Consider the following 21,797-nt stretch of genomic DNA (forward strand, 5'->3'; position numbering starts at 1 on the left):
GCCGGGAGAGCCCGGGGGATCGCTGTGGAGAAACGACGAAGGCCCCGTCGCAGAAGCGGCGGGGCCTTCGTGGCGTTCAGTGGAGACTAGTGGTCTCCGTGCGAGCGCTCGATCTCGTTCTTGGTGGTCGGCGCGATGCGGTCTTCGAAGAACCAGCGGGAGAGCGATCCGCGCACGCGCTGCGTGGTGGTGATCTTGCCGCGCGAGTTGGGGCGGATCATGAGGGGCTTGTAGTCCTCGTAGCTGACCAGTTCCCAACGCTCGTACTCGTCGACGGGTTCGTGGACCTCGATGTACTCGCCACCGGGCAGGCGCACGATGCGGCCCGACTCGAAGCCGTGCAGAACGATCTCGCGATCCTTCTTCTGCAGGCCGAGGCAGATGCGCTTCGTGATGAAGTACGCGATGAACGGCCCGACGATGAGGCAGAACTGCAGCGTGTGGATGACACCCTCCATCGTCACCATGAAGTGCGTGGCGATGATGTCGGAGGAGGCCGCAGCCCAGAGCGCCGCGTAGAACGTGACACCGGCAGCACCGATGGCGGTGCGGGTCGGGGCGTTGCGCGGGCGGTCGAGGATGTGGTGCTCGCGCTTGTCACCCGTGACCCAGGCCTCGATGAACGGGTAGATCAGAACCGTGAGGATGAACAGACCCAGAACGCCGACGGGGATGAGGATGTTGAACGAGAACGTGTGGTCGAACAGCATGAACTCGAGGTGCGGAGGCACGAGACGCAGGGCGCCGTCGGCGAAACCGATGTACCAGTCAGGCTGCGTTCCCGCGGACACCGGCGACGGGTCGTAGGGGCCGTAGTTCCAGATCGGGTTGATCGTGAAGAAGGTGGCCATCAGCATGATGACGCCGAAGACGATGAAGAAGAACCCACCGGCCTTGGCGGCGTACACCGGGAGGACCGGGTAGCCGACGACGTTCTGCTGCGTGCGGCCGGCACCGGGGAACTGCGTGTGCTTGTGCACGACGACGAACACCAGGTGCAGCGCGATGAAGGCGACGACCAGGGCCGGCAGCAACAGGATGTGCAACGTGTAGAGGCGGCCGACGATGTCGGTGCCCGGGAACTCGCCGCCGAAGAGGAGGAACGAGATCCACGTTCCCACGATCGGGAAGCCCTTAATCATGCCGTCGATAATGCGCAGACCGTTGCCGGAAAGCAGGTCGTCGGGAAGCGAGTAACCCGTGAAGCCCTCGGCCATCGCGAGGATGAAGAGGACGAAGCCGATCACCCAGTTGAGCTCGCGCGGCTTGCGGAACGCACCTGTGAAGAAGATGCGCAGCATGTGCAGGCCGATGGACGCCACGAACAGCAGGGCTGCCCAGTGGTGCACCTGGCGCATGAGCAGACCGCCACGGATGTCGAACGAGATGTCGAGCGTGGAGGACATAGCCGCCGACATGGCGACGCCCTTGAGCGGCACGTAGGAGCCGTCGTAGTGGACCTCGGCCATGGAGGCCTGGAAGAAGAACGTGAGGAAGCTGCCCGAGAGCAGGATCACGACGAAGCTGTAGAGAGCAACCTCGCCGAGGAGGAACGACCAGTGGTCGGGGAAGATCTTGCGACCGAACTCCTTGACGACGGCCGAGATGCTCGTGCGCTCGTCGAGGTAGTTGGCTGCGCCGGCCGTGAGGCCGCCGCTCTTCTTCGCCACGGGCGCCGACGACTCAGTGGCCGTGGGCGGGGCGGTTACGGTACTCAATGACGCTCCCAGAAGCTAGGCCCGACAGGTTCGTGGAAGTCGCTCTGGGCGATGAGGTAACCCTCGTCGTCGATCGCGATGGGAAGCTGCGGGAGGGGACGAGCGGCCGGTCCGAAGATGACCGCGCAGTGGTTGGTGACATCGAACTGCGACTGGTGGCAGGGGCAGAGCAGGTGGTGGGTCTGCTGCTCATAGAGAGCCACCGGGCAACCCACGTGGGTGCAGACCTTCGAGTAGGCAACAATGCCATCGTACGACCAGTTTTTGCGCTCGGGAAGCTCTACGAGGTCTTCGGGCTTGAGGCGCATGAGCAGCACGATCGCCTTGGCCTTCTCCTCGAGCATGTGCGGCATGTCGCCGAGGCCCTCGGGGATGACGTGGAAGACAGAACCGAGGGTGACCTCGGAGGCCTTGATCGGCTGACCGGAGGGGTCGCGCGCCAGGCGCGTGCCCTTCTCCCAGGCGGTCTCGTTGAGCAGGTGCACGGGGTCTTCGCCCTCGGGGGCGAGGCCGCGGAACAGCACGACGGCGGGCAGCGGGAACGCGATCAGCGCACCGATGAGGGAGTTGCGGATGAGGGCGCGGCGGCCGAATCCGGACTCTTCATTGGCCTCGGCGAAGATCTCGACGGCGCGCTCACGCGTGGCGTCGGTGCCGCGGACGGGGTGACGCAGGTCGACGCCCTCGTGGTCGGCCATGAGGGCCTTGCCCCAGTGGACCGCACCGATGCCGATGCCCATGAGCGCCAGCGTGAGGCCGAGCCCGATGAACAGGTTGTTCGCGCGGACCGACATGAGGTCTTCGGGGTTGATCGGCCAGGCCATGTAGGCGGCGATCGCGAAGACGCTGCCGGCGATCGACAGGTAGAACAGCGTGTAGACGACGCGCTCGGCCCGCTTGTTCTTCTTCGGGTCGAGGTCGGTGACACGCTTACGGTGCTCCGGCAGACCGGGGTCGGTGACTCGGTCGGAGGTCACCACAGCGGTGCCGGGCGAACCGACACGCTCGTGGCCGTGATCCGACTGGTCGGCAGCGGCGAGCTCTCTGCCGCTGTTACCGTCCTGTGCCATTGTGCTCCTTCGTGATGCGTTCGGGGGAGAACGCTGTTGCTAAATCTGTTAGTTGGACTTCGCCGTGATCCACACGGTCAGGGCGACGATGGCGCCCAGGCCGAAGATCCAGAGGAAGAGGCCTTCGGCCACCGGGCCCAGCGCGCCGAGCGGGTTGCCGCCGACGGTGGATGCATTCTCGGTGTACTTCAGGGCCGTGATGATGTCGCGCTTGTCTTCGGGCGTGAGGTTCATGTCGTTGAAGACGGGCATGTTCTGCGGGCCGGTGACCATGGCCTCGTAGATGTGCGCGGGGGTGACGCCCGTGAGCGGGGGAGCGAACTTGCCCTCGGTCAGGGCTCCACCGGCACCGGCCACGTTGTGGCACATGGCGCAGTTGATGCGGAACAGCTCGGCGCCGTTGGCGGCATCGCCCTGCGCGTCGAGGTACTGCTCCTCGGGGATGGCGGGGCCGGGAGCCACGGAAGCCACGTAGGCCGCGAGCGAGGAGATCTGCTCTTCGGTGAACTGCACGGGCTTCTCGAGCGCCTGCGGGCCCTGGGCCTGCATGGGCATGCGGCCCGTTCCGACCTGGAAGTCGACGGATGCTGCACCGACGCCGATGAGGCTGGGGCCGTCTTCGCTGCCGTCGAGGGCCAGGCCGTGGCACGTGGCGCAGTTGGCCTGGAAGAGCTTCTTGCCCTCTTCGACCGAAGCCTGCGAGTTGGCGGCGGGAGTCTCGGCGTTGGCCGTGGTGGCGCTGAAGGCCGCGTAGGCGCCGCCCGTGAAGAGCAGCCCGACCGCGATCAGAGCGACCGTGGCCAGCGGGGAACGCCGACCGTTCTTGCGGGCCGTGCGAGCGGACGTGTTGCGTTTCCTAAGCATGGAGATGGCTCAGCTCCGATTTCTATTTGAGAACGTAGATGACGAAGAACAGGCCGAGCCAGACGACGTCGACGAAGTGCCAGTAGTAGGACACGACGATTGCGCTAGTTGCTTCTTTGTGGGTGAAGGTCTTGACCGCGTAAGCGCGTCCGATGACCAGCAGGAAGGCGATGAGACCGCCCGTGACGTGGAGGCCGTGGAAACCGGTCGTCAGGTAGAACGCGGAGCCGTAGGCATCCGAGCTGAGGGAGATGCCCTCGCTGACGAGCGTGGCGTACTCGAAGATCTGGCCGACGACGAACATGGCGCCGAGCGTGTAGGTGAGGAAGAACCACTCGACCATGCCCCACTGCGAGGGCTTGGGCCCCACGGAGCGCGGCTGCATGCGCTCGGCCGCGAACACACCGAACTGGCACGTGAACGACGAGGCCACGAGGATGATCGTGTTGACCGTCGAGAACGGGATGTTCAGTGTGGCCGTGTGGGTGGCCCACAGATCGGGCGCCACAGAGCGGAGGGTGAAGTAGATGGCGAAGAGGCCGGCGAAGAACATGACTTCGCTGCCCAGCCACACGATTGTTCCGACCGCTACTGAGTTCGGTCGGTTGATCTTGGGGGCTCGCGCCGCATAGTTGAGGGAGGTGCTCGTCACCCCTCCATTATGTCCGATGTTCGGGCGCGATTTTGTCACGACGTGCGGAAAAACCATCACTGTTTGACTTAGGCGGGCCTTACCATCCCCTGTGAAAAGCCTGCCGATTCAGGGGTTATGCGGCGAACTGGCGGGCGCAGATAGGATTTGGGCATGTTCGAAACGACCTCTTGGCCCGCGATTCTCACCACCCTGCTCGACGGCGACGACCTCAGTGTGGCCGAGGCTACGTGGGCCATGCAAGAGGTCATGGTCGGAAACGCGACCGACGCGCAACTGGCGGCGTTCCTCGTGGCGCTGCGCGCGAAGGGCGAGACGGTCGACGAGATCGTCGGATTCCGTGACGCCATTCTCGACAATGCGGTGGCCCTCGACGTGAACCCCATGGCGCTCGACATCGTGGGCACGGGCGGGGACCGGTTCGGAACCGTGAACGTGTCGACCATGGCATCCATCGTGGCGGCGGCATCCGGTGTGCCCGTCGTAAAACACGGCAACCGCGCGGCGTCGTCGGAGTCGGGGTCGAGTGACGTGTTGGGGGCGCTCGGCATCGATCTGACGCTCGAACCGGCGCGCGTGGCCGAGATCTTGGATGAGGCGGGCATGACGTTCGCGTGGGCGGCCGCCTTCCACCCCGGGTTCAAGCACGCGGGGCGCACGCGGTCGGAGCTCGGCATCCCCACCGTCTTCAATTACCTCGGGCCGCTGTGCAACCCGGCGCGGCCCGAAGCGTCGGCCGTGGGCGTGGCACAGCTCGACCGCGTGCCGTTGATCGTGGGGGTTTTCCAGACGCGTGGCGCGACGGCGCTCGTGTTCCGCGGCGACGACGGGCTCGACGAGCTGACCACCACGGGCCACAGCCACATCTGGGAGGTGAGCCGCGGGCTCGTCACCGAACACGACCTCGACCCGCGCGACCTCGGCATCACGCGCGCCACGATGCAGCAACTCGTGGGCGGCGACCCCGAACACAACGCGCGCATCGTGCACCGCGTGATGTCGGGGGAGACCGGTCCCGTGCGCGACATCGTCGTGCTGAATGCGGCCGCCGGGCTCGTGTCGTTCCGTCTGGCGGAGGATCCGGGCGAGGTGCAGGTGCCCATTCTCGATCGGTTCCGGGCGCAGATGCGCATTGCCGAGGAGACCATCGACTCGGGGGCCGCGGCATCGCAATTGGAGCGCTGGGTGGCCGCAGCATCCCGCTCGTAACGGGGCCGGTGTCAAGGGTTCGATTGCGTCTATGCACCGCCGCGGCGGACGGATAAGTTGAGGGTGCGGGCCTCCGATGCCCGCACGGCCCCGAGCCCAGGAGGATTCAATGAAGAAACTCATCAACGACCCGAAGAACGTGGTCGACGAGTCGGTCGCCGGCTTCGCGCTGGCGCACGCCGACCTCGTCACACTGTCGACCGAACCGCTGTTCATCGCCCGATCCGACGCGCCCGTGAGCGGCAAGGTCGGCCTCGTCTCGGGCGGCGGCAGCGGGCACGAACCGCTGCACGCCGGCTTCGTCGGGTTCGGGATGCTGGACGCCGCCGTTCCCGGTCCCGTCTTCACCTCGCCCACCCCCGACCCCATCATCGCCGCGACCCAGGCGGTCGACGGAGGCTCGGGCGTGCTGCACATCGTGAAGAACTACACGGGCGACGTGCTGAACTTCGAGACCGCCGCCGACCTGGCCGAGGCCGAGGGCATCACCGTGCGCACGGTCATCGTGGACGACGATGTCGCGGTCAAGGACTCGCTCTACACGGCGGGCCGACGCGGCGTCGCGGGCACGGTCCTCGTCGAGAAGATCGCGGGAGCCGCCGCCGAACGCGGGGATTCGCTCGACGAGGTCGCCGCGGTGGCCGAGAAGGTGGTCGCACAGGTGCGGTCGATGGGCGTCGCGCTCACACCATCCGTCGTGCCGCACGCTGGCGAGCCGAGCTTCACTCTGGCCGATGACGAGATCGAAATTGGCATCGGCATTCACGGCGAACCCGGGCGAGCCAAGATCTCGCTCGAACCCGCCGACCAGATCGTCGACCGGCTGCTCGAACCGATTCTCGAAGACCTGCCCTTCGCGAGCGGAGACGACGTGCTCCTCTTCGTCAACGGCATGGGCGGCACGCCGCAGATCGAGCTCTACATCCTGTACCGCCGTGCGGCCGAGGTGCTCGCCGAGCGTGGCATCACCGTGACGCGTTCGCTCGTGGGCAACTATGTGACGGCCCTCGAAATGCAGGGTGCCTCGCTGACCGTGCTGAAACTCGACGACGAGCTGACGACCCTGTGGGATGCGCCCGTGCAGACGGCCGCGCTGCGCTGGGGTCGGTAGGACCCGGACGAAAGGAACATCATGACCGTTGGAACCGACTGGGCGACCGCGTGGGTGCGCGGAACGATCGACACCGTCTCGGAACACCGCGCCGAACTCATCAACCTCGATCGCGAGATCGGCGACGCCGACCACGGGGAGAACCTCGACCGCGGGTTCCAGGCCGTCGCGGCGAAGCTCGACGCGCTAACGCCCGAGACGCCGGCCGATGTGCTGAAGATGGTCGCCTCGACGCTCATCTCGACGGTCGGCGGGGCATCCGGACCGCTTCTCGGCACCGCCTACCTCAAGGCGGCCGGTGCCATTGCCGGCAAGACCGAGCTGAGTGCGTCGGACATCGTCGCGCTGCTCACGGCGGCGCGCGATGGCGTGGTGCTGCGCGGTAAAGCTGAGCCGGGCGACAAAACCATGATCGATGCGTGGACGCCCGCCGTGGAGGCCGCCGCCGCTGCCGAGGCCGCCGGCGCCGATGTGCCGGCCGTGCTCTCGGCCGCGGCCGATGCCGCCGAGAAGGGTGCCGTCGACACGGAGGCTCTGGTCGCGCGCAAGGGGCGAGCGAGCTATCTGGGCGAGCGGGCCATCGGGCACCGCGACCCGGGAGCGCAATCGTCGTCGCTCATCCTGCGCGAGGCCGCCGTGGCCGCGGGTGTCAAATGAGTGTCGGGCTACTGCTCGTCTCGCATTCGTCGAAGATCGCCGAGGGGGTGGCCGACCTGGCGCACCAGATGGCCGCGTCCGTGACGATCGTCGCGGCGGGGGGCACCGACGAGGATGGCATCGGCACGAGCTTCGAGAAGGTGCAGAGCGGTCTGGCCTCGGCCGACTCGGGCGACGGTGTCGTCGTCCTGTATGACCTGGGCTCGGCTCTGTTGACGACCGAGACGGCCGTGGATTTCCTCGAGGACGATGCCGTGCGTGAGCGGGTCCGCGTGGTCGATGCGCCGCTCGTCGAGGGTGCGGTCGCGGCTGCGGTCGCGGCCGAGATGGGTTCGGGGCTGGATGACGTCGTCGCGGCGGCGCGGACCGCCGGTGGCGGGGCTGAGGCCGGGGTCGAGGCAACGGCTGCGGCGTCAGGATCGGACTCGGGCGCTCACGATGGAGATGCATCCGCAGCCGCTGACGGTGCCGTCGAACGCACGGTCGTGCTCGTGAACCGCGACGGGTTGCACGCGCGACCCGCGGCCGACTTCGTGAAGCTTGCCGGATCGTTCGATGCGCGCATCGACGTGAACGGCGTGGATGCGCAGAGCCTGCTGGCGATCATGTCCTTGGGACTGGTTCGCGGGGCCGAGGCTCGTATCCGGGCCACCGGACCCGACGCACGTCGCGCCGTCGACGAGTTGAGCGAGCTCATCGAGACCGGCTTCGGCGAAGACTGACTGCCCAGAGCGGGGCAGTTTCTTGGGGCATTCATAGGAAAATGCCGCTTTATCGTCTCATCGGGCATTCGGTCGATGGAGCCCTCGGCGTGTCCCGAAAATCGCTTGTGTGACCCCAGTGGTCTGACTACAGTGATCGAGGATGTGGCCGCCGAGATGCGCGGGTGCTGCGGCCAATGTACTTCGGTCGAGACGCATCCGGTATGAAAGGCCTAGCCCCTATGACCCGTCGATCGTCCTTCTTCACCACCGTGACGGTGGCGGCCGTGCTGGCCGCCGGAGTGTTCGTTGGTCCGGCATCCCCGGCCCTGGCGGCGCCGAGCTACCCCAGCTGGGACGACGTCACGTCGGCGCGCGCCAACGAGAACCAGAAGAAGGCCGAGATTGATCGGCTGACGGGCCTGCTCCAGACCCTGAAATCGGATGCCGACGCCAAGGGCGTTGCGGCGCTGCAAGCGGGCGAGGCCTATCAGGTGGCTCTGGTTGCCGAGCAGGCCGCGACGAAGACATCCGACGATCTGAAGGCGAAGCTCGCCACCGCGAAGGAGACGGCTGACGCCTCGGCGAAGAAGGTTGGGCGCATCGTGGCGCAACTCGGCCGCACAGGCGCCGGGGGAGACCTCGAGGCGTCGCTGTTCACCGGCGGGGGCACGAACGCAAGCGATCTGCTGTCGAAACTGGGCACGCTCAACCAGGTGGGCGCGCATTCAGCCGAGCTGCTCGAGCAGGCCAAGAAGGATGCAAACCAGGTCACGTCGCTGAGCGAACAGGCCGAGAAGGCCGCCCAGGCGCTCACGGCCGCGGCCGAGAAGTCGAAGTCGGCGCTGGCGGTCGCGAACGCGGCGGCCCAGGCTTCGGAAAAGGCCTTGGCCGAGCAGCAGTCGCACGCCGACGAGCTCGACGCTCAGCTGGCCTATCTGAAGGGCCAGACCGAGAACACCGAGAAGGAATACCAGGCGGGCGTCGAGGCCCGCGCCGAGGCCGCTCGTCAGGCCGCTGCCGCGGCTGCGGCCGAGCAGGCGCGACAGGCTGCCGCTGCCCAGGCTGCGGCCGAAGCCGCACGCGCACGGGCCGCGCAGAACGCGCAACAGAACACGAACGGGTCGCGGCCGTCGGGCGGCGGCGCTGCACCGGCTGCTCCCGCGCCGGCGGCCCCCGCCGCACCCGCGCCGGCGCCGTCGGGATCCGGCGCGCCGAGTTCCGCCGCCGCGAGCGCCGTGGCGTTCGCCTACGCGCAGCTCGGCGACCCCTACGTGTTCGCGGCCGAGGGGCCGAACGCCTGGGATTGCTCAGGCCTCACGATGATCGCGTACCGCCAGGCGGGCGTGTACATCGGCTACCACACGGTGGGGGCGCAGTATCGCGAGCTCAGCAAACAAGGCCGCCTCGCCTCGGCGTCGAGCCTCGTGCCCGGCGACCTGCTGTTCTATTCGCCCGGCAAGTCCACCAACTCGCAGGGCATGTACCACATCACGATCTATGTGGGCGGCGGCAAGATGATCGAGGCACCTGAGCCCGGCAAGCGCGTTCAGCTGGTTCCCGTGCGCACGCACAACCTCGTGCCCTACGTCGGGCGACCGGCGGGCTAGGTCGTCGAGACGGGGGTCTTCCCGAGCGCGACCGAGATGGCGTCGGCCGCGCGCACGAGAGCGAGGTGCGAGAGCGCCTGCGGTGTATTGCCGGCCTGGCGTTCCTCGCCGACGTCGTACTCCTCGCTGAGGAGGCCCACGTCGTTGGTCACGCTCAAGAGGCGGTCCATGAGGCGCGCGGCATCGACCTGGCGACCCGAGTGCGCATACTGCTCGACGAGCCAGAACGAACACGCCAGGAACGGATGCTCGGTGCCCTCGAGGCCGTCGACGCCGGACTCCGTGCGGTAGCGCAGGACCAGGTCGTGGTCGAGCAGCTCGGACTCGATGCGTGCGACGGTTGCGAGCATGCGCGGGTCGTCGTAGGCGCAGAAACCGACCTGGGCCAGCTGGAGGAGCGCGGCATCCACATCGTCGGCGTCGTAGTGCTGCACGAACGAACCGTGCGCGGCGCTGACACCGGAGGCATCGATCTCGGCCCGCACGTCGTCCCGCAGGCGGCGCCACTCGTCGACGGGGCCCTCGAGGCCGAACTCCTCGACGGCGCGCACGGCCCGGTCGAAGGCCGCCCACACCATCGCGCGCGAATGCGTGAAGTGCTGCGGTTCGCCGCGGATCTCCCAGATTCCACGATCGGGGCGCTGCCAGTTGTCGGTGAGGTAGGAGAGCAGGGCGCGCTGCAGCGGCCAGGAGAACTCGTCCTCGCGGATGCCGGCCTCGCGGGCCTCGTGCAGGGCGACCATGACCTCCCCGATGACATCCGTCTGGAATTGGGTCGCGGCGCCGTTGCCCACTCGCACGGGCGACGCGCCCTTGTAGCCGGGCAGGCTCGGCACCTCGACCTCGGGCAGATTGCGCTCGCCCGCGATGCCGTACATGATCTGCACGTCGGAGGGATCACCGGCGACGGCGCGCAACAGCCAGTCGCGCCATCCCACCGCTTCGTCGGAGTAGCCGTGGGCGAGCAGCGCACCAAGAGCCAGGGCGGCGTCACGCAGCCAGACGTAGCGGTAGTCCCAGTTGCGGCTGCCCCCGAACTGCTCGGGCAGGGACGTGGTGACGGCGGCGACGATGCCGCCCGTGTCTTCGTGCGTGAGGGCGCGCAGGACGAGCAGCGACGTGACGACCGCGGGACGATAGGAACCGTCGTGGGCACAACGGTCGGACCAGCGGCGCCACCAACCGGCCGTCGAGGCCAGGACGGCCGAGATGTCTTCGGGTTCGGGGGCTTCGCGGTGCGAGGGGTACCAGGTGAGCGACAGATCGACGGTCTCGCCGGCCGCGACCGTGAATTCGACGCCATGGCGGTGGTCTTCCGCGGCCAGTTTCGGGCTTCGCAAAACGACCGAGTCGGGGCCGGCCGTGGCGAGGAGGGCGGGGGCGCCGTCGGAGTCGGTGATCTGGCGCACCCAGGGGAGCGCGTCGGCGTAACCGAAACGGAACCGCGCCTCCTCGCGCACCACGACGCGGCCGCTGATGCCGCGCACGCGCCGCACCAGGTCGGCGCGACGGTTGCCGTGCGGCATGAAGTCAATGATCTCGACCACGCCGTCGGGAGTGGTCCACGTGTTCACGAGCACGAGTGTGCCCTCGAGGTAGCGTCGGCTATTCACGGCGTCCGGATGCGTGGGCGCCACCTTCCAGCGCCCGTGATTCTCGTCGCCGAGCAGGGCGCCGAACATCGAGGCCGAGTCGTAACGGGGAAAACACAGCCAATCGATGCTGCCGTCGATGCCGACGAGGGCGGCGGTGTGGCAGTCGCTGATGACGGCGTAGTCTTCGATCGGCAAGCTCATCCGCTCATCCTGTCAGGCGCGGGAGGGAACTGCCTGAGGCGCGGCGGGGGTTGCGCCGCCAGAGGGAGTCTGCCGTTGCCGCGTTGCCGCGTTGCCGCGTTGCCGCGTTGTCGCGTTGCGGCCTCCTGCGCGATGCCCCGGCGGTCGGCCGTCGACATGCGGGTCGTCGGCCTGAGCCAGCGTTCAGGTACGGTCGGCTTCGCCCGGTGTGCTCGTCGTGCCCTGCGGGTCGACCGTCTCGCCCGTGAGGGCCTCGCGATTGGTGGCGTAGACGACGAGCCCGTCGAGCAGCCCGAAGTGTTCGAGTCGATGGGAGAGGTCAGGGCGCACGCGGCTGACGGCCAGTCGGATGCCGCGATCGTGAAGTTTCTTCGCAACGGCGGCGAATGACTCGGAACCCGTGACGTCGACATCCGTGACGGCTTCGAGGTCGAGCACGATGGCTCGGGGTGCCGGCTCGGCGTCGGCCAGAGCACTCACGGCGCGCTCGAACGCTGCCGCATTCGCGAAGAAGAGCGGCGCCGCGAAACGCAGGATGACGGGCTGGCCGGGTGCGGGTCGGCGGGTTGCCGCGCCATCCGCCCCCACGGTGTCGATAGCGGGGGAGGCCGCGCGTTTGGCGAGATTGATGAGCGCGAGCACGAAAGCGAGCAGGATGCCGAGGATGGGGCCCAGCAGCAACGCGCCCAGGAAGCACACGGCGCCCACGACGAACTCGAACCGGTCGGCGGACCAGAGGCGTCGCAGCTCACCGATGCCGAGAAGCGGCAGGATGGCGACCGCGACGATGGCACCGATGGCGGGGGAGGGGATGTGCTCGAGGAGCGCCGTGCCGAAGACGAGGAGGAGGAGCGTGCCCACGGCGGCGACGATCGAGGGCAGCTGGGTGCGCGAGCCGATCTGGTCGAGCGCCGCGGTGCGCGAGGTGGACGACCCGACCGTGAAGCCGCCCGAAACCCCGGCCGCCACGTTGGCCGCACCGAAAGCGAGAAGGTCGCGGTTGGGGTCGGTCGGATAGCCGCGCTTCTCGCCGTAGTTGCGCGAGACGAGGAGCCCCTCGGCCATGGTCACCATCGTGAGGGCCAGCGCGGACGGAATCAGGGCCAACCAGCTCGACCAGGGAAGCATCGGCCACGACAGCGTGGGCAGGCCGGCCTCGATGGCGCCCAGCACTGAGACGCCGCGCGCCTCGAGCCCCGTCGCCACCACCACGATGGTCGAGACGACCAACACGGCGAGCGCCCACGGCACCTGGCGGCCGAATCGCCGTCCCACGAGGAGCACGATGACCGAACCCACCGACAGGGCGATCGAGAACACGTTCGCTGTGCCGAGGCCCGAGATCAGCGCCACGACCTTGTCGACGAATTCGGCGCCGCTGTCGATCTTGATGCCGAGCATCTTGGCGAGTTGGCTGACCAGGATGTCGAGCGCCAGGCCTCCGACGAACCCGATCAGGATGGGCTTCGACAGGAAGTTGGCGAGGAAGCCCAGGCGGAAGAGTGCGAAGAGCCCGAACATGAGCCCGCCGATGATCGCCTGCGCAAGAGCGAGGGTGGCGTAGTCGGCCCCGCCGGCGACGGCGAGCCCACCGAGCGACGACGCGACGAGGGCGGCGGCCGCGGCATCCGGCGACGCGACTAGTTGGCGGGACGAGACCAGCAGGGCATAGACGACCGACGGCAGAATGAGTGCGTAGAGGCCCGCCGTGGCCGGCAGGCCGGCGATTTGCGCGTAGCCGATGTTGAGCGGCACGGCGAGGGCGAGGAGCGTGACGCCCGCCGTGGACTCTCGCAGGGCTGTGCGTGCCGTGAGCCCGGGAAGCACGCGAAAACGAGATGCCACCGCGAGCCTCCCCTCGGGATGACGGGCCCGGAGCCCGTCGATGACCTCACTATAGGGGCGAGGCCGCGCGAGCACTATGGAGCGGACGAAGGGAGAGCACGCTCGGGCGTGTCGGCTTCGTGCAGGTTTCGCGTCGGCGGCGCCCGGTGCTTTTCGACACGCCGTTCGGTCGGAGAAACCCGAGCCGATTTGCTGACCGCCATTTCGCGTCGTCTTGCCGATGTGCGACGGGATGACGAACTTTGTCCAAACACTGGCCCCCCGGGCGGGGGGAGTCCTAGGTTAGCGTCCAAGGGGAAATCACCCCGCCAGGAAAGGACCGGAAAATGGCTGATCTGATTGTTATTGCGTTCGACGATGAGGCAAGCGCCGAGGGGGCGTATAACGAGATCCAGAGTCTGCAAACCGACCTCGTGGTCGAACTCGCCGGGCTCGCGCTGGTCAAGGTTGACCACGAGGGCAAGGCCCATGTCGAGACTCCCGGCCCGGCCGGCAAGGTCGGCGTCGGCGCCGCGAGCGGTGCCCTGTTCGGCGCGCTCATCGGCCTGCTGTTCTTCGTTCCGCTGTTCGGCCTGATCTCGGGCGGCCTCTTCGGCGCCCTGTTCGCGGGGCTCGACAAGACGGGCATCGACCAGCAGTTCCGCGACCGCGTGAAGCAGAGCGTTGCCGAGGGTAAGTCGTCGGTCGTCGTGTACGCCCTCAAGCTGACCGAGGACAAGTTCGCCGCCGCGCTGGCCCCGTACGGCGGCCACGTCGTGCAGACGTCGCTGTCGACCGAGGACGAGAAGGCCCTCATCCACGACTTGAGCGCCACGGCGTAGGTTGCAGCCACACGCCCGGTTGACTGACGGGCGCGTGACATCGAGAACGGGATGCGGGAGCGGCGCGAGAGCGTTGGCGTCCCGCATCCCGTTCGTGCGCGCAGGGCCCGTTCGTGTGTGGCGGCCCGCCGAGATCAGAGGACCGTGCAGGATCCCGTGCCGACGAGGGCGGGCAGGGAGGCTCGGGCCAGGCTATCGGTCGAGATCCACGACGACGTGTCGAGGGTGCGCACCCCGACGAGCACCTGCCCGCCCAGGAGGTTCGAGAGCAGGGCGCCCTGGAACGTCGTCGTGTAGACGCCTCCCGCCGAGGGCCCGGTCGTCGCGACCGATGAGCTGAGCGGCACGGTCTGCACGCCGGAAGCCTGCCCGTTCGACGACCACAGATACACGATGTCGGATGCCGTGTGCCCGGCGGGCAGCGTCCAGGTGATCGTCACCCGGCCGCCGACCAGGAGGACGTTGGCGGCCGAACATCCCGTGATGGTCGGGGCGGGGATGACCTTGGCGGCGAACGGTGCCGTCGTGACGACCGGGTCGGTCCAGGCGGCCAGGGTCTCTGTGGGCGGCGGCGCCAGCGACACGGTGACGGCGGCCAGGGCGGCGACGAGGGCCGCACTCCCGGCGGCTTTCGCGCGGTGGCGACGCGGCCAGAACGCCCAGGTCACGACGGCGGCCATCACCACGGTCGTCGTGCCGAGCACGACAGGGTTGGATGCCTGCGCGACGAGGGGCGCGATGCCCGGGAGCGAGAAGATCACGCGTTTGACGCTGTCGACCGTGTAGGGCGCCGGATCCTCGGTGCGGTTCGCGTCGCCCTTCAACGTGAGCGTGCGGGCGTGGCTGTTGGCGGATGCGGCGGCCGCTGCATCCTCGGCGACGCTCGTCACGCGGTGGGTCACGGGCAGCACGCCGGGGCGATCGACCGTGACGATGTCACCGACTGCGACCGCATCGGCCGGCACCTCTTGCACGAGCGCGATCGAACCGGCGGGGATGGTGGGGGACATGGACCCCGTCTTGAACATGATGATCGACACATGGAAGACGACGGCGAGGAGCACCAGCACGATGCAGAGCGAACCCCCGACCGCCAGGAGTGTCAGGATGGCGTCGGCGGCCCGGCCAGCCCGGCCGGCGCGGGTGGCGGCCGGCGGCTTCGCGGGCGCGGAGGCGAAGCCCGTCGGCGATGGGTCGGCCGACACGCCGTCCGGCGGCATCATTGCGCCGACGTCGAGGTGACGGTCCAGACCGCCGTGGCGGATTTGCCCTGCAGGCTGTTCGACGCTCCCGTCGGCAGGGACACCTCGAAGCACAGGGGCGTGGCCGCGCCCGGGGCCGAGGTGGTGGCGGCCGCGAGCGCCACCGTGGTGCCCGCGTTCTGCCCGGTGTTGAGCGCGCGGACATCGGTCGCGCCGCCGACCACCCACGTCGGCGTGCCCGTGAAGGCCGCGGCCGTGCACGTCGCCGAGCGGACGAGTCGGTAGCGCAGGGCGTCGCCGAGCAGCGGCGCCGTGTCGGTCGTGCCGTTCGTGACGGTCGCCGCCTGGATGTTCAGGCTGCCCGCGACACTGTTCGTCTTGGTGCGGACGGAGAGGAGGCCGTAACGCACGCTGCCCGCCGACATCCCAGACGTATCGAATGCGATCGTGGCACCGGGCGCCGTGGGGTGGTCGGCATAGGTGGTGCCGTTGACGCTGGCCTCGGTGTCGAAGACGGTCGCGGTGAACGAGCCCGCGGCGTTCTCGCTATCGACCCAGGCTGCGAGCGTCGCCGTCGCACCGACCCCGAGCACGAGGCCGCCCGCGAGGAGCGCGCGCACGCGGCGAGGGAGTCCCCGACGCCGCCGCACGCGCCCCGCTCGAGGCGCCGCATGAGCGGGCACCGGCTACTCCGAAACGGCCTGGAACTGCCAGGTGACGGTTCCGGTCTGGCTCTGCGGCAGCGTCGGCCCCGCGGTCACCGTGAAGCACAGATAGGCCGGGTCGCCCGCATCCGGCGACGTTCCCGCGGTCAGGTCGAGCGTCGTGTCGGCCGGAACCGTGCCGACGGCCGTTCCCGCGGCGACCAGAGACGTGCCCGTCGTCGTTCCGTCGCACCCGAAGGCCGTCGGCTGCGTGAGTGAATAGGTGAGGCCGACGACCGCGCCGGCGGAGGTGGTGGCCGTGATCGCCGTCGTGGCGTCGTAGGTGGTGGTGTCGTCGAGGCGGATTGCAAACGGCGCGAAGACCACATCGCCGGGGCTCAGGTTGGCGGCGTCGAGGGTGAAGTCGAGGTCGGCTGCCGAACCGGCCGCGGCCGTGGGGTGCGCGCTGAACGCGGTGCCGTCGAGGCTGCCCTCGAGGTTGAACGCGCCCGACGCGAACGTTCCCTGCGCGAACTCCGAGTCGTTCCACGCCGCGAGCGTGATGGCGGCACCGACTCCGAGCACGAGTCCTCCGGCGAGCATGGCCTTGAGCCGCCGACGGCGGGTGCGGCCGTTCCGCGTGTCGTCGGTGTGCGGCTGTGTGTTGGTGAGCTGAGTCACGAGATTCCCCTGGTTGAACCGCGGTCGACTACGAAATGCCGTCGCCCGCCCGATGTACACATGCAAACAAAACGGTCATCCGGCGACAATGCGGGGCTGTACGGGTCAATTACTGAGCTTTGTTTGCACTACGGGGGCCCAGTTCTGAGGCGGCGAACAGATCCCGCAACGACGGTTGCACAAGAGTTCTTGTTAATCGTAGAGTAAGGCCATGACGACAACCCCGAGGAAGAAGAAGAAGACGACGAAGCCGAACGCGATCGCACTCGACGATCCGAAGGCCATGCGGGCGCTCGCCCACCCGCTGCGCCTGAAGCTTCTCAGCGAGCTGCGCATTACGGGCCCGCGGTCGGTGGGGGAGTTGTGCGGTGTGGTCGACGCCGCGCCGGGTTCGGTGAGCTACCACCTGGGCGTCCTGGCCGAGAACGGCTTCGTCGAGCCGGCCCCCGAGCTGGCACGCGACGCGCGCGAAACCTGGTGGCGGGCGCGGCATGCCTGGACGACGGTCGAGCCGACGGGCCCCGACGCCCCGCCCGAGGAGCGGCTCGCCAGCCGAGCGCTGCGCCACGGCATCCTGCAGGCCTATGTGGCTGAGGCGTCGGCCGCTCTCGAACGCGAAGAGACGTTGCCGACCGAGTGGATCGAGGCGGCGACGTCGGGCGACGCCGTTGCACATCTCACGGCGTCCCAGCTCGCCGCCTGCGGTGAGGAGTTGCGCGCCGTCGCGGAGAAGTGGGCCGAGATCGGGGCTCGACCGGGCGACGACACCGCCCCGGCCATCCTCATCTACCAAGCGTTTCGCAAGGCCTGATCCGTCGTGCGTGCGCTTCTCGGGGTGCTGTCTGCTCTGGCGCTGTCGAAGGTCGGCAACGCTATCGTCATGGTGGCCGTGCCGCTCTTCGTGCTCGACCGCACCGGTTCGGCCGCGGCGACGGGGGTCGCGGGCATGTTCTCGACGCTCCCCGTCGTGATCGGGGGCGTTCTCGGCGCGCCCCTCGTCGACCGGTTCGGCTCCCGCGTCTCATCGCTGGTCGCCGACTCCCTCAGCGCCGCGTGCGTCGTCGCCGTGCCGATCCTTGCGATGCTGGATGCGTTGCCCTTCGGCCTCCTGCTCGCCCTCGTGTTGCTCGGCGGCATCTTCGACACGCCCGGTGACACCGCGAAGACCGTGGTCTTGCCCGAACTGGGCGAGCGGTGCGGATGGACTCTCGACCGGGTGACGGGAACCAGTTCGGCCATCCAACGCAGTTCGGCCCTCGTCGGTTCGGCCGTGGCGGGGTTCGGGGTGGCGATCGTCGGGGCGGGAAATGTGCTGTTCCTCACCGCGGTGATGTGTGCGGGCGCCGTCGTGTTGATCGCCGTCGCGCTCCCCGCTCGGCGTGTGCCCGTTCAGGCGGCGCCATCGACACCCGCCGCCGACACCCGTGGTTTCTGGTTCGGTCTAACGTTCCTCTGGCGCACGCCCCTCCTGCGCGCCCTCATCCTCCTCATCCTCGTCACCAACGCCATCGACTCGGCCAACCTCACGGTCATCATGCCGATCTGGGCCACCGGTGTTTCGGCGAGCGGCGCGCTCTTCGGGTTCATGATCGGATGCTTCTCGGCCGGCGCCCTCATCGGGGCCGCCGTCTTCCCCATGGTTGCCGCCCGGCTCCCGCGCCGTCGGTTCCTCGTCGTCGCACTGGCGCTGGCCGGCCCGCCGCCGTTCGTCGCCATGCTCGTCGGCGCGCCACCCCTCGTGGTGCTCGGCGTCTTGTTCTGCGCCGGCCTGGCCGCGGGGGCCATCAACCCCATCCTGCAGTCCACGCTCTTTCGTCAGATCCCCGTGGATGCGCGGGCGCGCGTGTTCGGAGCGACCACGGCCGTCGCCGCATCCGCCATGCCGATCGGAAGCCTGGTTGGCGGCACCGGCGTTGCGCTCTGGGGGTTGGCACCCGTGCTGCTCGCAGCGGCCGTCGCCTATGCGGTCCTCGCGCTCGTGCCCGCCGTCGGCTCTGTGTGGCGGGGCCTCGAGCGGCCGGTTGTCAACGGGCCGGGGCGCGTGGGCCTGCCGAGTTAGAGTGACGTATGCCCGTGAGCGTACGATCCCTCGAAACAGCTGTGCCGAAAACGATCATCAGACAACCCGATGTTCGGGATCTGTTTCGCGCTCAGCCGGGGATGGGGCGTCTGGCCGACCGTCTGATCGGGGCCGCCTTCGACGCATCGGCGATCGAGACACGGCACACCGTACTGGGCGAATTGGGTGGCGAGTTCGCCGACGACACCGAGGGCGTCTTCCTCGATCGCGAGACCGGTGTGCTGCGCAACCCGACGACGGGCGTGCGCAACGAGGTCTACATCGACCGGTCGCCCGAGCTGTTCCTCGCGGCGGCACGGCTCGCGCTCGAGACATCCGGTGGTCTGACGGCCGCGGATGTCACGCACGTCGTCACGGTGTCGTGCACGGGTTTCTTCGCCCCCGGCCCCGACTATCGCCTCGTGCGCGACCTCGGCCTGCGCGCGTCGACGCAGCGCTATCACTTGGGGTTCATGGGCTGCTACGGCGCCTTCCCGGCCCTGCGCGCGTCCCGCGACTTCTGCCTGGCCGACCCGGATGCCGTGGTGCTCGTCGTCTCGGTCGAACTCTGTTCTCTGCACATCTCGTCGTCGAACGACCCCGACACCATCGTCGCCTCGTCGGTATTCGCCGACGGTGCCGCCGCCGCGGTCGTGACGTCGCGCGACGCCCCGGCCGGTCACCCCGTGCTCGACCTCGACGCCTTCGAAACGGTTCTGACGCCCGTCGGCGAGACCGATATGGCGTGGAAGATCGGCGACCACGGCTTCGAGATGGTGCTGTCGAGCTATGTTCCGTCGATCATCGAGAAGCACATCGAGGGGGCCCTCGACCCGCTGTTGGCGCGCCTGGGGGAGTCGCGACCCGAGGCCAGCGCCGATATCGAGCGGTGGGCGATCCATCCGGGTGGGCGCAGCATCCTCGACAAGGTGCAGGATGCCGTGAAGCTGAGCGATGCTCAGATGGTCGAGTCGCGGCGCGTGCTGCGCGACTTCGGCAATATGTCGAGTGCGACCGTGCTGTTCGTGTTGCGCGAGATTCTGCACGACGCGGATGCTGCGGGCACGGGCACGGGCACGGGCACGGGCACGAGCACGAGCGAGAGCGCTGGTAACGAACGCGTGTGCGCCATGGCGTTCGGCCCCGGACTCACGGTCGAAAGCGCCATCCTCACGAAACGGGTCGCCGGATGAGCCGCGCCGCGGGCACGAGACCCGTCGTCCCGGCATCCACGCCGCGCCGCCCCGAATTCTCGCGGCGCGACACGAGCCTCGTCGAGCTCATGGACGACCCGCGCTGCGACGCCGCCCTGCTCGACGCCACCTATCGCGACTTCCGCGTCATCAACGCGCTCGTGTCGGGGTGGAAGGACGTGTACCGCAGCCGCATCCGCCCGCGCCTGTCGGCCACGCGCGAGAACACGCTGCTCGACATCGGTTCGGGCGGCGGCGACATCGCCCGCTCGATCGCGCGCTGGGCCCACCGCGACGGGTATCGCCTGAGCGTCACGGGCATCGACCCCGACGAGCGCGCCTACGCATTCGCCGCCTCGCGCCCCGAACGCCCGGGCGTGCGCTTCGAGGCGGCATCCAGCCGTGACCTCGTCGAACGCGGCGACCGCTTCGACATCGTCACCTCGAACCACCTGCTGCACCACCTGGACGACGCCCAACGCGCCGACCTGCTCGCCGACTCCGAGGCCTTGGCCGACCGCTTCGTCGTGCACAGCGACCTCGAGCGTTCGCCCGTCGCCTATCGCGCCTACCAGGTCGCGACCTGGCCGGTTTCGCGCCGCTCCTTCATCCACGTCGACGGGCTTCTGTCGATCCGGCGCAGCTTCCGCGTCGACGAGTTGGCGCGCGTGGCGCCCGCCGGCTGGACCGTGTGCGGGCAGAAGCCGTTCCGCGTGCGCCTCGAATTCGACGCTGCTGCCCGACGGCGCGGTGCTTCCCGTGCGTGACGTCATCGTCGTCGGAGGCGGCCCTGTCGGGCTCATGATGGCGGCCCTCGCGGCCGACCGCGGCCTCGACGTGGCCGTGTGGGAGAAGCGGGATCATCCGGCCACCCTGTCGCGGGCCATCGGCATTCACCCACCCGCCCTCGGAATCTTCGAGCGCCTGGGCCTGGCGGATCAACTCGTCGCCGAGGGCATCCCCATTCGCCGCGGTGTGGCCCGCAGCGGAGGGCGCACGGTCGGCACGCTGTCGTTCGGGGGAGTGTCGGACCGGTTCCCCTTCGTGCTGTCGCTGCCGCAGTACCGCACCGAGGCCAACCTCGAGCAGAAGCTCGCCGAACTCGCCCCGGGTGCCCTGCGCCGCGGCATCTCCGTCTCGGGCATCGAGGAGCACCCCGGCCATGTCGCAGTCACGGGCACAGCATCCGATGGCAGCACGGTCACCGAGCGTGCGCGTTTCGTGGTGGGCGCGGACGGGCCGCGCAGCACCCTGCGGCGGTTGCTCGGCGTCCGCGTGGCCACGAGGTTCTACCCCGACACGTTCGTCATGGGCGATTTTCGGGATGACACGGGCGACGAGTCCGACGCCGTCATCCACCTCGAGCGGCGCGGCGTCGTCGAATCGTTCCCGCTGCCCAGCGGCCTGCGCCGTTTCGTCGTCGCCACCGACGCCATGATGGAGCAGCCCGACGCCGATCACGTGGCCTCGCTCGTGGCCGAGCGCACGGGGGCCGCTGTCGAACCCTCGAGCAACCTCATGTTGAGCGCGTTCACGGTGCGGCGTCGTTTCGTCGAACGCGTGCTCGGCCGGCGCGTGGCCCTCATCGGCGACGCGGCCCACGAGATCTCGCCCATCGGTGGTCAGGGCATGAACCTCGGATGGTTGGACGCCCAGGCCCTGCTCCCGATCATCGCCACCACGGTGCGCCGAGGCTCTGTCTCGTCCGATCGGGCCGCTGACTATGCACGCGAGCGGGGGGTCGCCGCACGCCGCGCGGCGCGACAGGCGGAAATCAACATGGCGCTCGGGCGCCGGGCGTCGTCGCTGACGGTGGCGGGGCGCAACCTGGCGCTCGGCGGATTGCTGAAGTCGCCGGCATCCGGCCTGCTCGCGCAGGTTTATGCCATGAAGCTCATCTAGCGACGCCGACTCGCGAGCCTCTCCGGAGCTATTCGCGGCACGGCGAACCGGCGGGCAGGGCT

General features: G+C 68.8%; 20 protein-coding genes. 11 read left to right on the forward strand and 9 right to left on the reverse strand.

Annotated elements, in window-relative coordinates; all coding sequences use genetic code 11:
* Window positions 1-86 precede the first annotated feature (86 nt).
* From qcrB to ctaE, 4 genes are read right to left on the reverse strand one after another with little or no spacing between them, the layout of a single operon-like run.
* A complete protein-coding gene (gene qcrB, locus ALI44B_RS02120) occupies window positions 87-1,718 on the reverse strand; it encodes a cytochrome bc1 complex cytochrome b subunit (protein WP_083709416.1) in 1,632 nt (543 codons plus the stop codon).
* Window positions 1,715-2,788, reverse strand: a complete 1,074-nt coding sequence (qcrA, locus tag ALI44B_RS02125) for a cytochrome bc1 complex Rieske iron-sulfur subunit (protein ID WP_077053120.1) — start codon at window positions 2,786-2,788, stop codon at window positions 1,715-1,717. The genes qcrB and qcrA overlap by 4 nt, the downstream gene beginning before the upstream one ends.
* Window positions 2,789-2,836: 48 nt before the next feature.
* Window positions 2,837-3,652, reverse strand: coding sequence for a cytochrome bc1 complex diheme cytochrome c subunit (gene qcrC / locus ALI44B_RS02130; RefSeq protein WP_077053121.1), 816 nt, complete (start codon window positions 3,650-3,652; stop codon window positions 2,837-2,839).
* 22 nt (window positions 3,653-3,674) lie between these two features.
* On the reverse strand, window positions 3,675-4,361 hold the full coding sequence (ctaE, locus tag ALI44B_RS02135; protein ID WP_079727668.1) for an aa3-type cytochrome oxidase subunit III: 687 nt from the start codon (window positions 4,359-4,361) through the stop codon (window positions 3,675-3,677).
* A 96-nt stretch (window positions 4,362-4,457) separates the two neighbouring features.
* On the opposite strand from ctaE, the gene trpD reads away from it, so the two are divergent.
* The 5 genes from trpD to ALI44B_RS02160 all read left to right on the forward strand — a co-directional run bounded on the left by trpD (window position 4,458) and on the right by ALI44B_RS02160 (window position 9,592).
* Complete coding sequence (gene trpD / locus ALI44B_RS02140; protein ID WP_077053123.1) at window positions 4,458-5,513, forward strand: anthranilate phosphoribosyltransferase; 1,056 nt, start codon at window positions 4,458-4,460, stop codon at window positions 5,511-5,513.
* A 109-nt stretch (window positions 5,514-5,622) separates the two neighbouring features.
* Window positions 5,623-6,624 (forward strand): dihydroxyacetone kinase subunit DhaK, encoded by a 1,002-nt coding sequence (gene dhaK / locus ALI44B_RS02145; protein ID WP_077053124.1) that lies wholly within the window; start codon window positions 5,623-5,625, stop codon window positions 6,622-6,624.
* A 21-nt stretch (window positions 6,625-6,645) separates the two neighbouring features.
* Window positions 6,646-7,281: a dihydroxyacetone kinase subunit DhaL gene (dhaL, locus tag ALI44B_RS02150; RefSeq protein ID WP_077053125.1), complete on the forward strand. Its 636-nt coding sequence runs from the start codon at window positions 6,646-6,648 to the stop codon at window positions 7,279-7,281.
* Window positions 7,278-8,003 (forward strand): dihydroxyacetone kinase phosphoryl donor subunit DhaM, encoded by a 726-nt coding sequence (gene dhaM / locus ALI44B_RS02155; RefSeq protein ID WP_077053126.1) that lies wholly within the window; start codon window positions 7,278-7,280, stop codon window positions 8,001-8,003. Before dhaL ends, dhaM begins: the two co-directional genes overlap by 4 nt.
* 221 nt (window positions 8,004-8,224) lie before the next feature.
* Entirely contained in the window at window positions 8,225-9,592 is a 1,368-nt protein-coding gene (locus ALI44B_RS02160; protein WP_077053127.1) for a C40 family peptidase, read from the forward strand.
* On the opposite strand, the gene ALI44B_RS02165 is transcribed toward ALI44B_RS02160, so the two are convergent.
* On the reverse strand, window positions 9,589-11,388 hold the full coding sequence (locus tag ALI44B_RS02165; protein WP_077053128.1) for a glycoside hydrolase family 15 protein: 1,800 nt from the start codon (window positions 11,386-11,388) through the stop codon (window positions 9,589-9,591). The two genes, ALI44B_RS02160 and ALI44B_RS02165, sit on opposite strands and share 4 nt — an antisense overlap.
* A 183-nt stretch (window positions 11,389-11,571) precedes the next feature.
* A complete protein-coding gene (locus ALI44B_RS02170; protein ID WP_083709417.1) occupies window positions 11,572-13,233 on the reverse strand; it encodes a SulP family inorganic anion transporter in 1,662 nt (553 codons plus the stop codon).
* Between the two features lie 326 nt (window positions 13,234-13,559).
* Here ALI44B_RS02170 and ALI44B_RS02175 point away from each other — a divergent pair, with 326 nt between their 5' ends.
* On the forward strand, window positions 13,560-14,054 hold the full coding sequence (locus ALI44B_RS02175; protein WP_077053129.1) for a DUF1269 domain-containing protein: 495 nt from the start codon (window positions 13,560-13,562) through the stop codon (window positions 14,052-14,054).
* A gap of 134 nt (window positions 14,055-14,188) precedes the next feature.
* Here the strand turns inward: ALI44B_RS02175 and ALI44B_RS16070 are convergent, their stop codons facing one another.
* The 3 genes from ALI44B_RS16070 to ALI44B_RS02190 form a co-directional block, all read right to left on the reverse strand.
* The gene (locus ALI44B_RS16070; protein WP_077053130.1) at window positions 14,189-15,277 is read right to left on the reverse strand and encodes a S24/S26 family peptidase; all 1,089 of its coding nucleotides are present in this window, start codon (window positions 15,275-15,277) and stop codon (window positions 14,189-14,191) included.
* On the reverse strand, window positions 15,274-15,876 hold the full coding sequence (locus ALI44B_RS02185; RefSeq protein WP_179100193.1) for a SipW-dependent-type signal peptide-containing protein: 603 nt from the start codon (window positions 15,874-15,876) through the stop codon (window positions 15,274-15,276). The genes ALI44B_RS16070 and ALI44B_RS02185 overlap by 4 nt, the downstream gene beginning before the upstream one ends.
* Window positions 15,877-15,942: 66 nt before the next feature.
* Entirely contained in the window at window positions 15,943-16,581 is a 639-nt protein-coding gene (locus ALI44B_RS02190) for a SipW-dependent-type signal peptide-containing protein (RefSeq protein ID WP_238592001.1), read from the reverse strand.
* Between the two features lie 211 nt (window positions 16,582-16,792).
* Between ALI44B_RS02190 and ALI44B_RS02195 the strand changes: the two genes are divergently transcribed.
* From ALI44B_RS02195 to ALI44B_RS02215, 5 genes are read left to right on the forward strand one after another with little or no spacing between them, the layout of a single operon-like run.
* The gene (locus tag ALI44B_RS02195) at window positions 16,793-17,392 is read left to right on the forward strand and encodes an ArsR/SmtB family transcription factor (RefSeq protein ID WP_077053132.1); all 600 of its coding nucleotides are present in this window, start codon (window positions 16,793-16,795) and stop codon (window positions 17,390-17,392) included.
* A gap of 6 nt (window positions 17,393-17,398) precedes the next feature.
* Window positions 17,399-18,640 carry an MFS transporter gene (locus ALI44B_RS02200; protein WP_077053133.1) on the forward strand — a complete coding sequence of 414 codons (1,242 nt, stop codon included), beginning with the start codon at window positions 17,399-17,401 and terminating at the stop codon, window positions 18,638-18,640.
* Between the two features lie 8 nt (window positions 18,641-18,648).
* Window positions 18,649-19,833, forward strand: coding sequence for a type III polyketide synthase (locus ALI44B_RS02205; protein ID WP_077053134.1), 1,185 nt, complete (start codon window positions 18,649-18,651; stop codon window positions 19,831-19,833).
* Window positions 19,830-20,600 (forward strand): class I SAM-dependent methyltransferase, encoded by a 771-nt coding sequence (locus ALI44B_RS02210; protein WP_077053135.1) that lies wholly within the window; start codon window positions 19,830-19,832, stop codon window positions 20,598-20,600. The genes ALI44B_RS02205 and ALI44B_RS02210 overlap by 4 nt, the downstream gene beginning before the upstream one ends.
* Window positions 20,593-21,735 (forward strand): FAD-dependent oxidoreductase, encoded by a 1,143-nt coding sequence (locus ALI44B_RS02215; protein WP_077053906.1) that lies wholly within the window; start codon window positions 20,593-20,595, stop codon window positions 21,733-21,735. The genes ALI44B_RS02210 and ALI44B_RS02215 overlap by 8 nt, the downstream gene beginning before the upstream one ends.
* Window positions 21,736-21,797 lie beyond the last annotated feature (62 nt).

Origin of the sequence: Leifsonia sp. ALI-44-B (assembly GCF_001984125.1) — a bacterium.
Classification (GTDB): domain Bacteria; phylum Actinomycetota; class Actinomycetes; order Actinomycetales; family Microbacteriaceae; genus Okibacterium.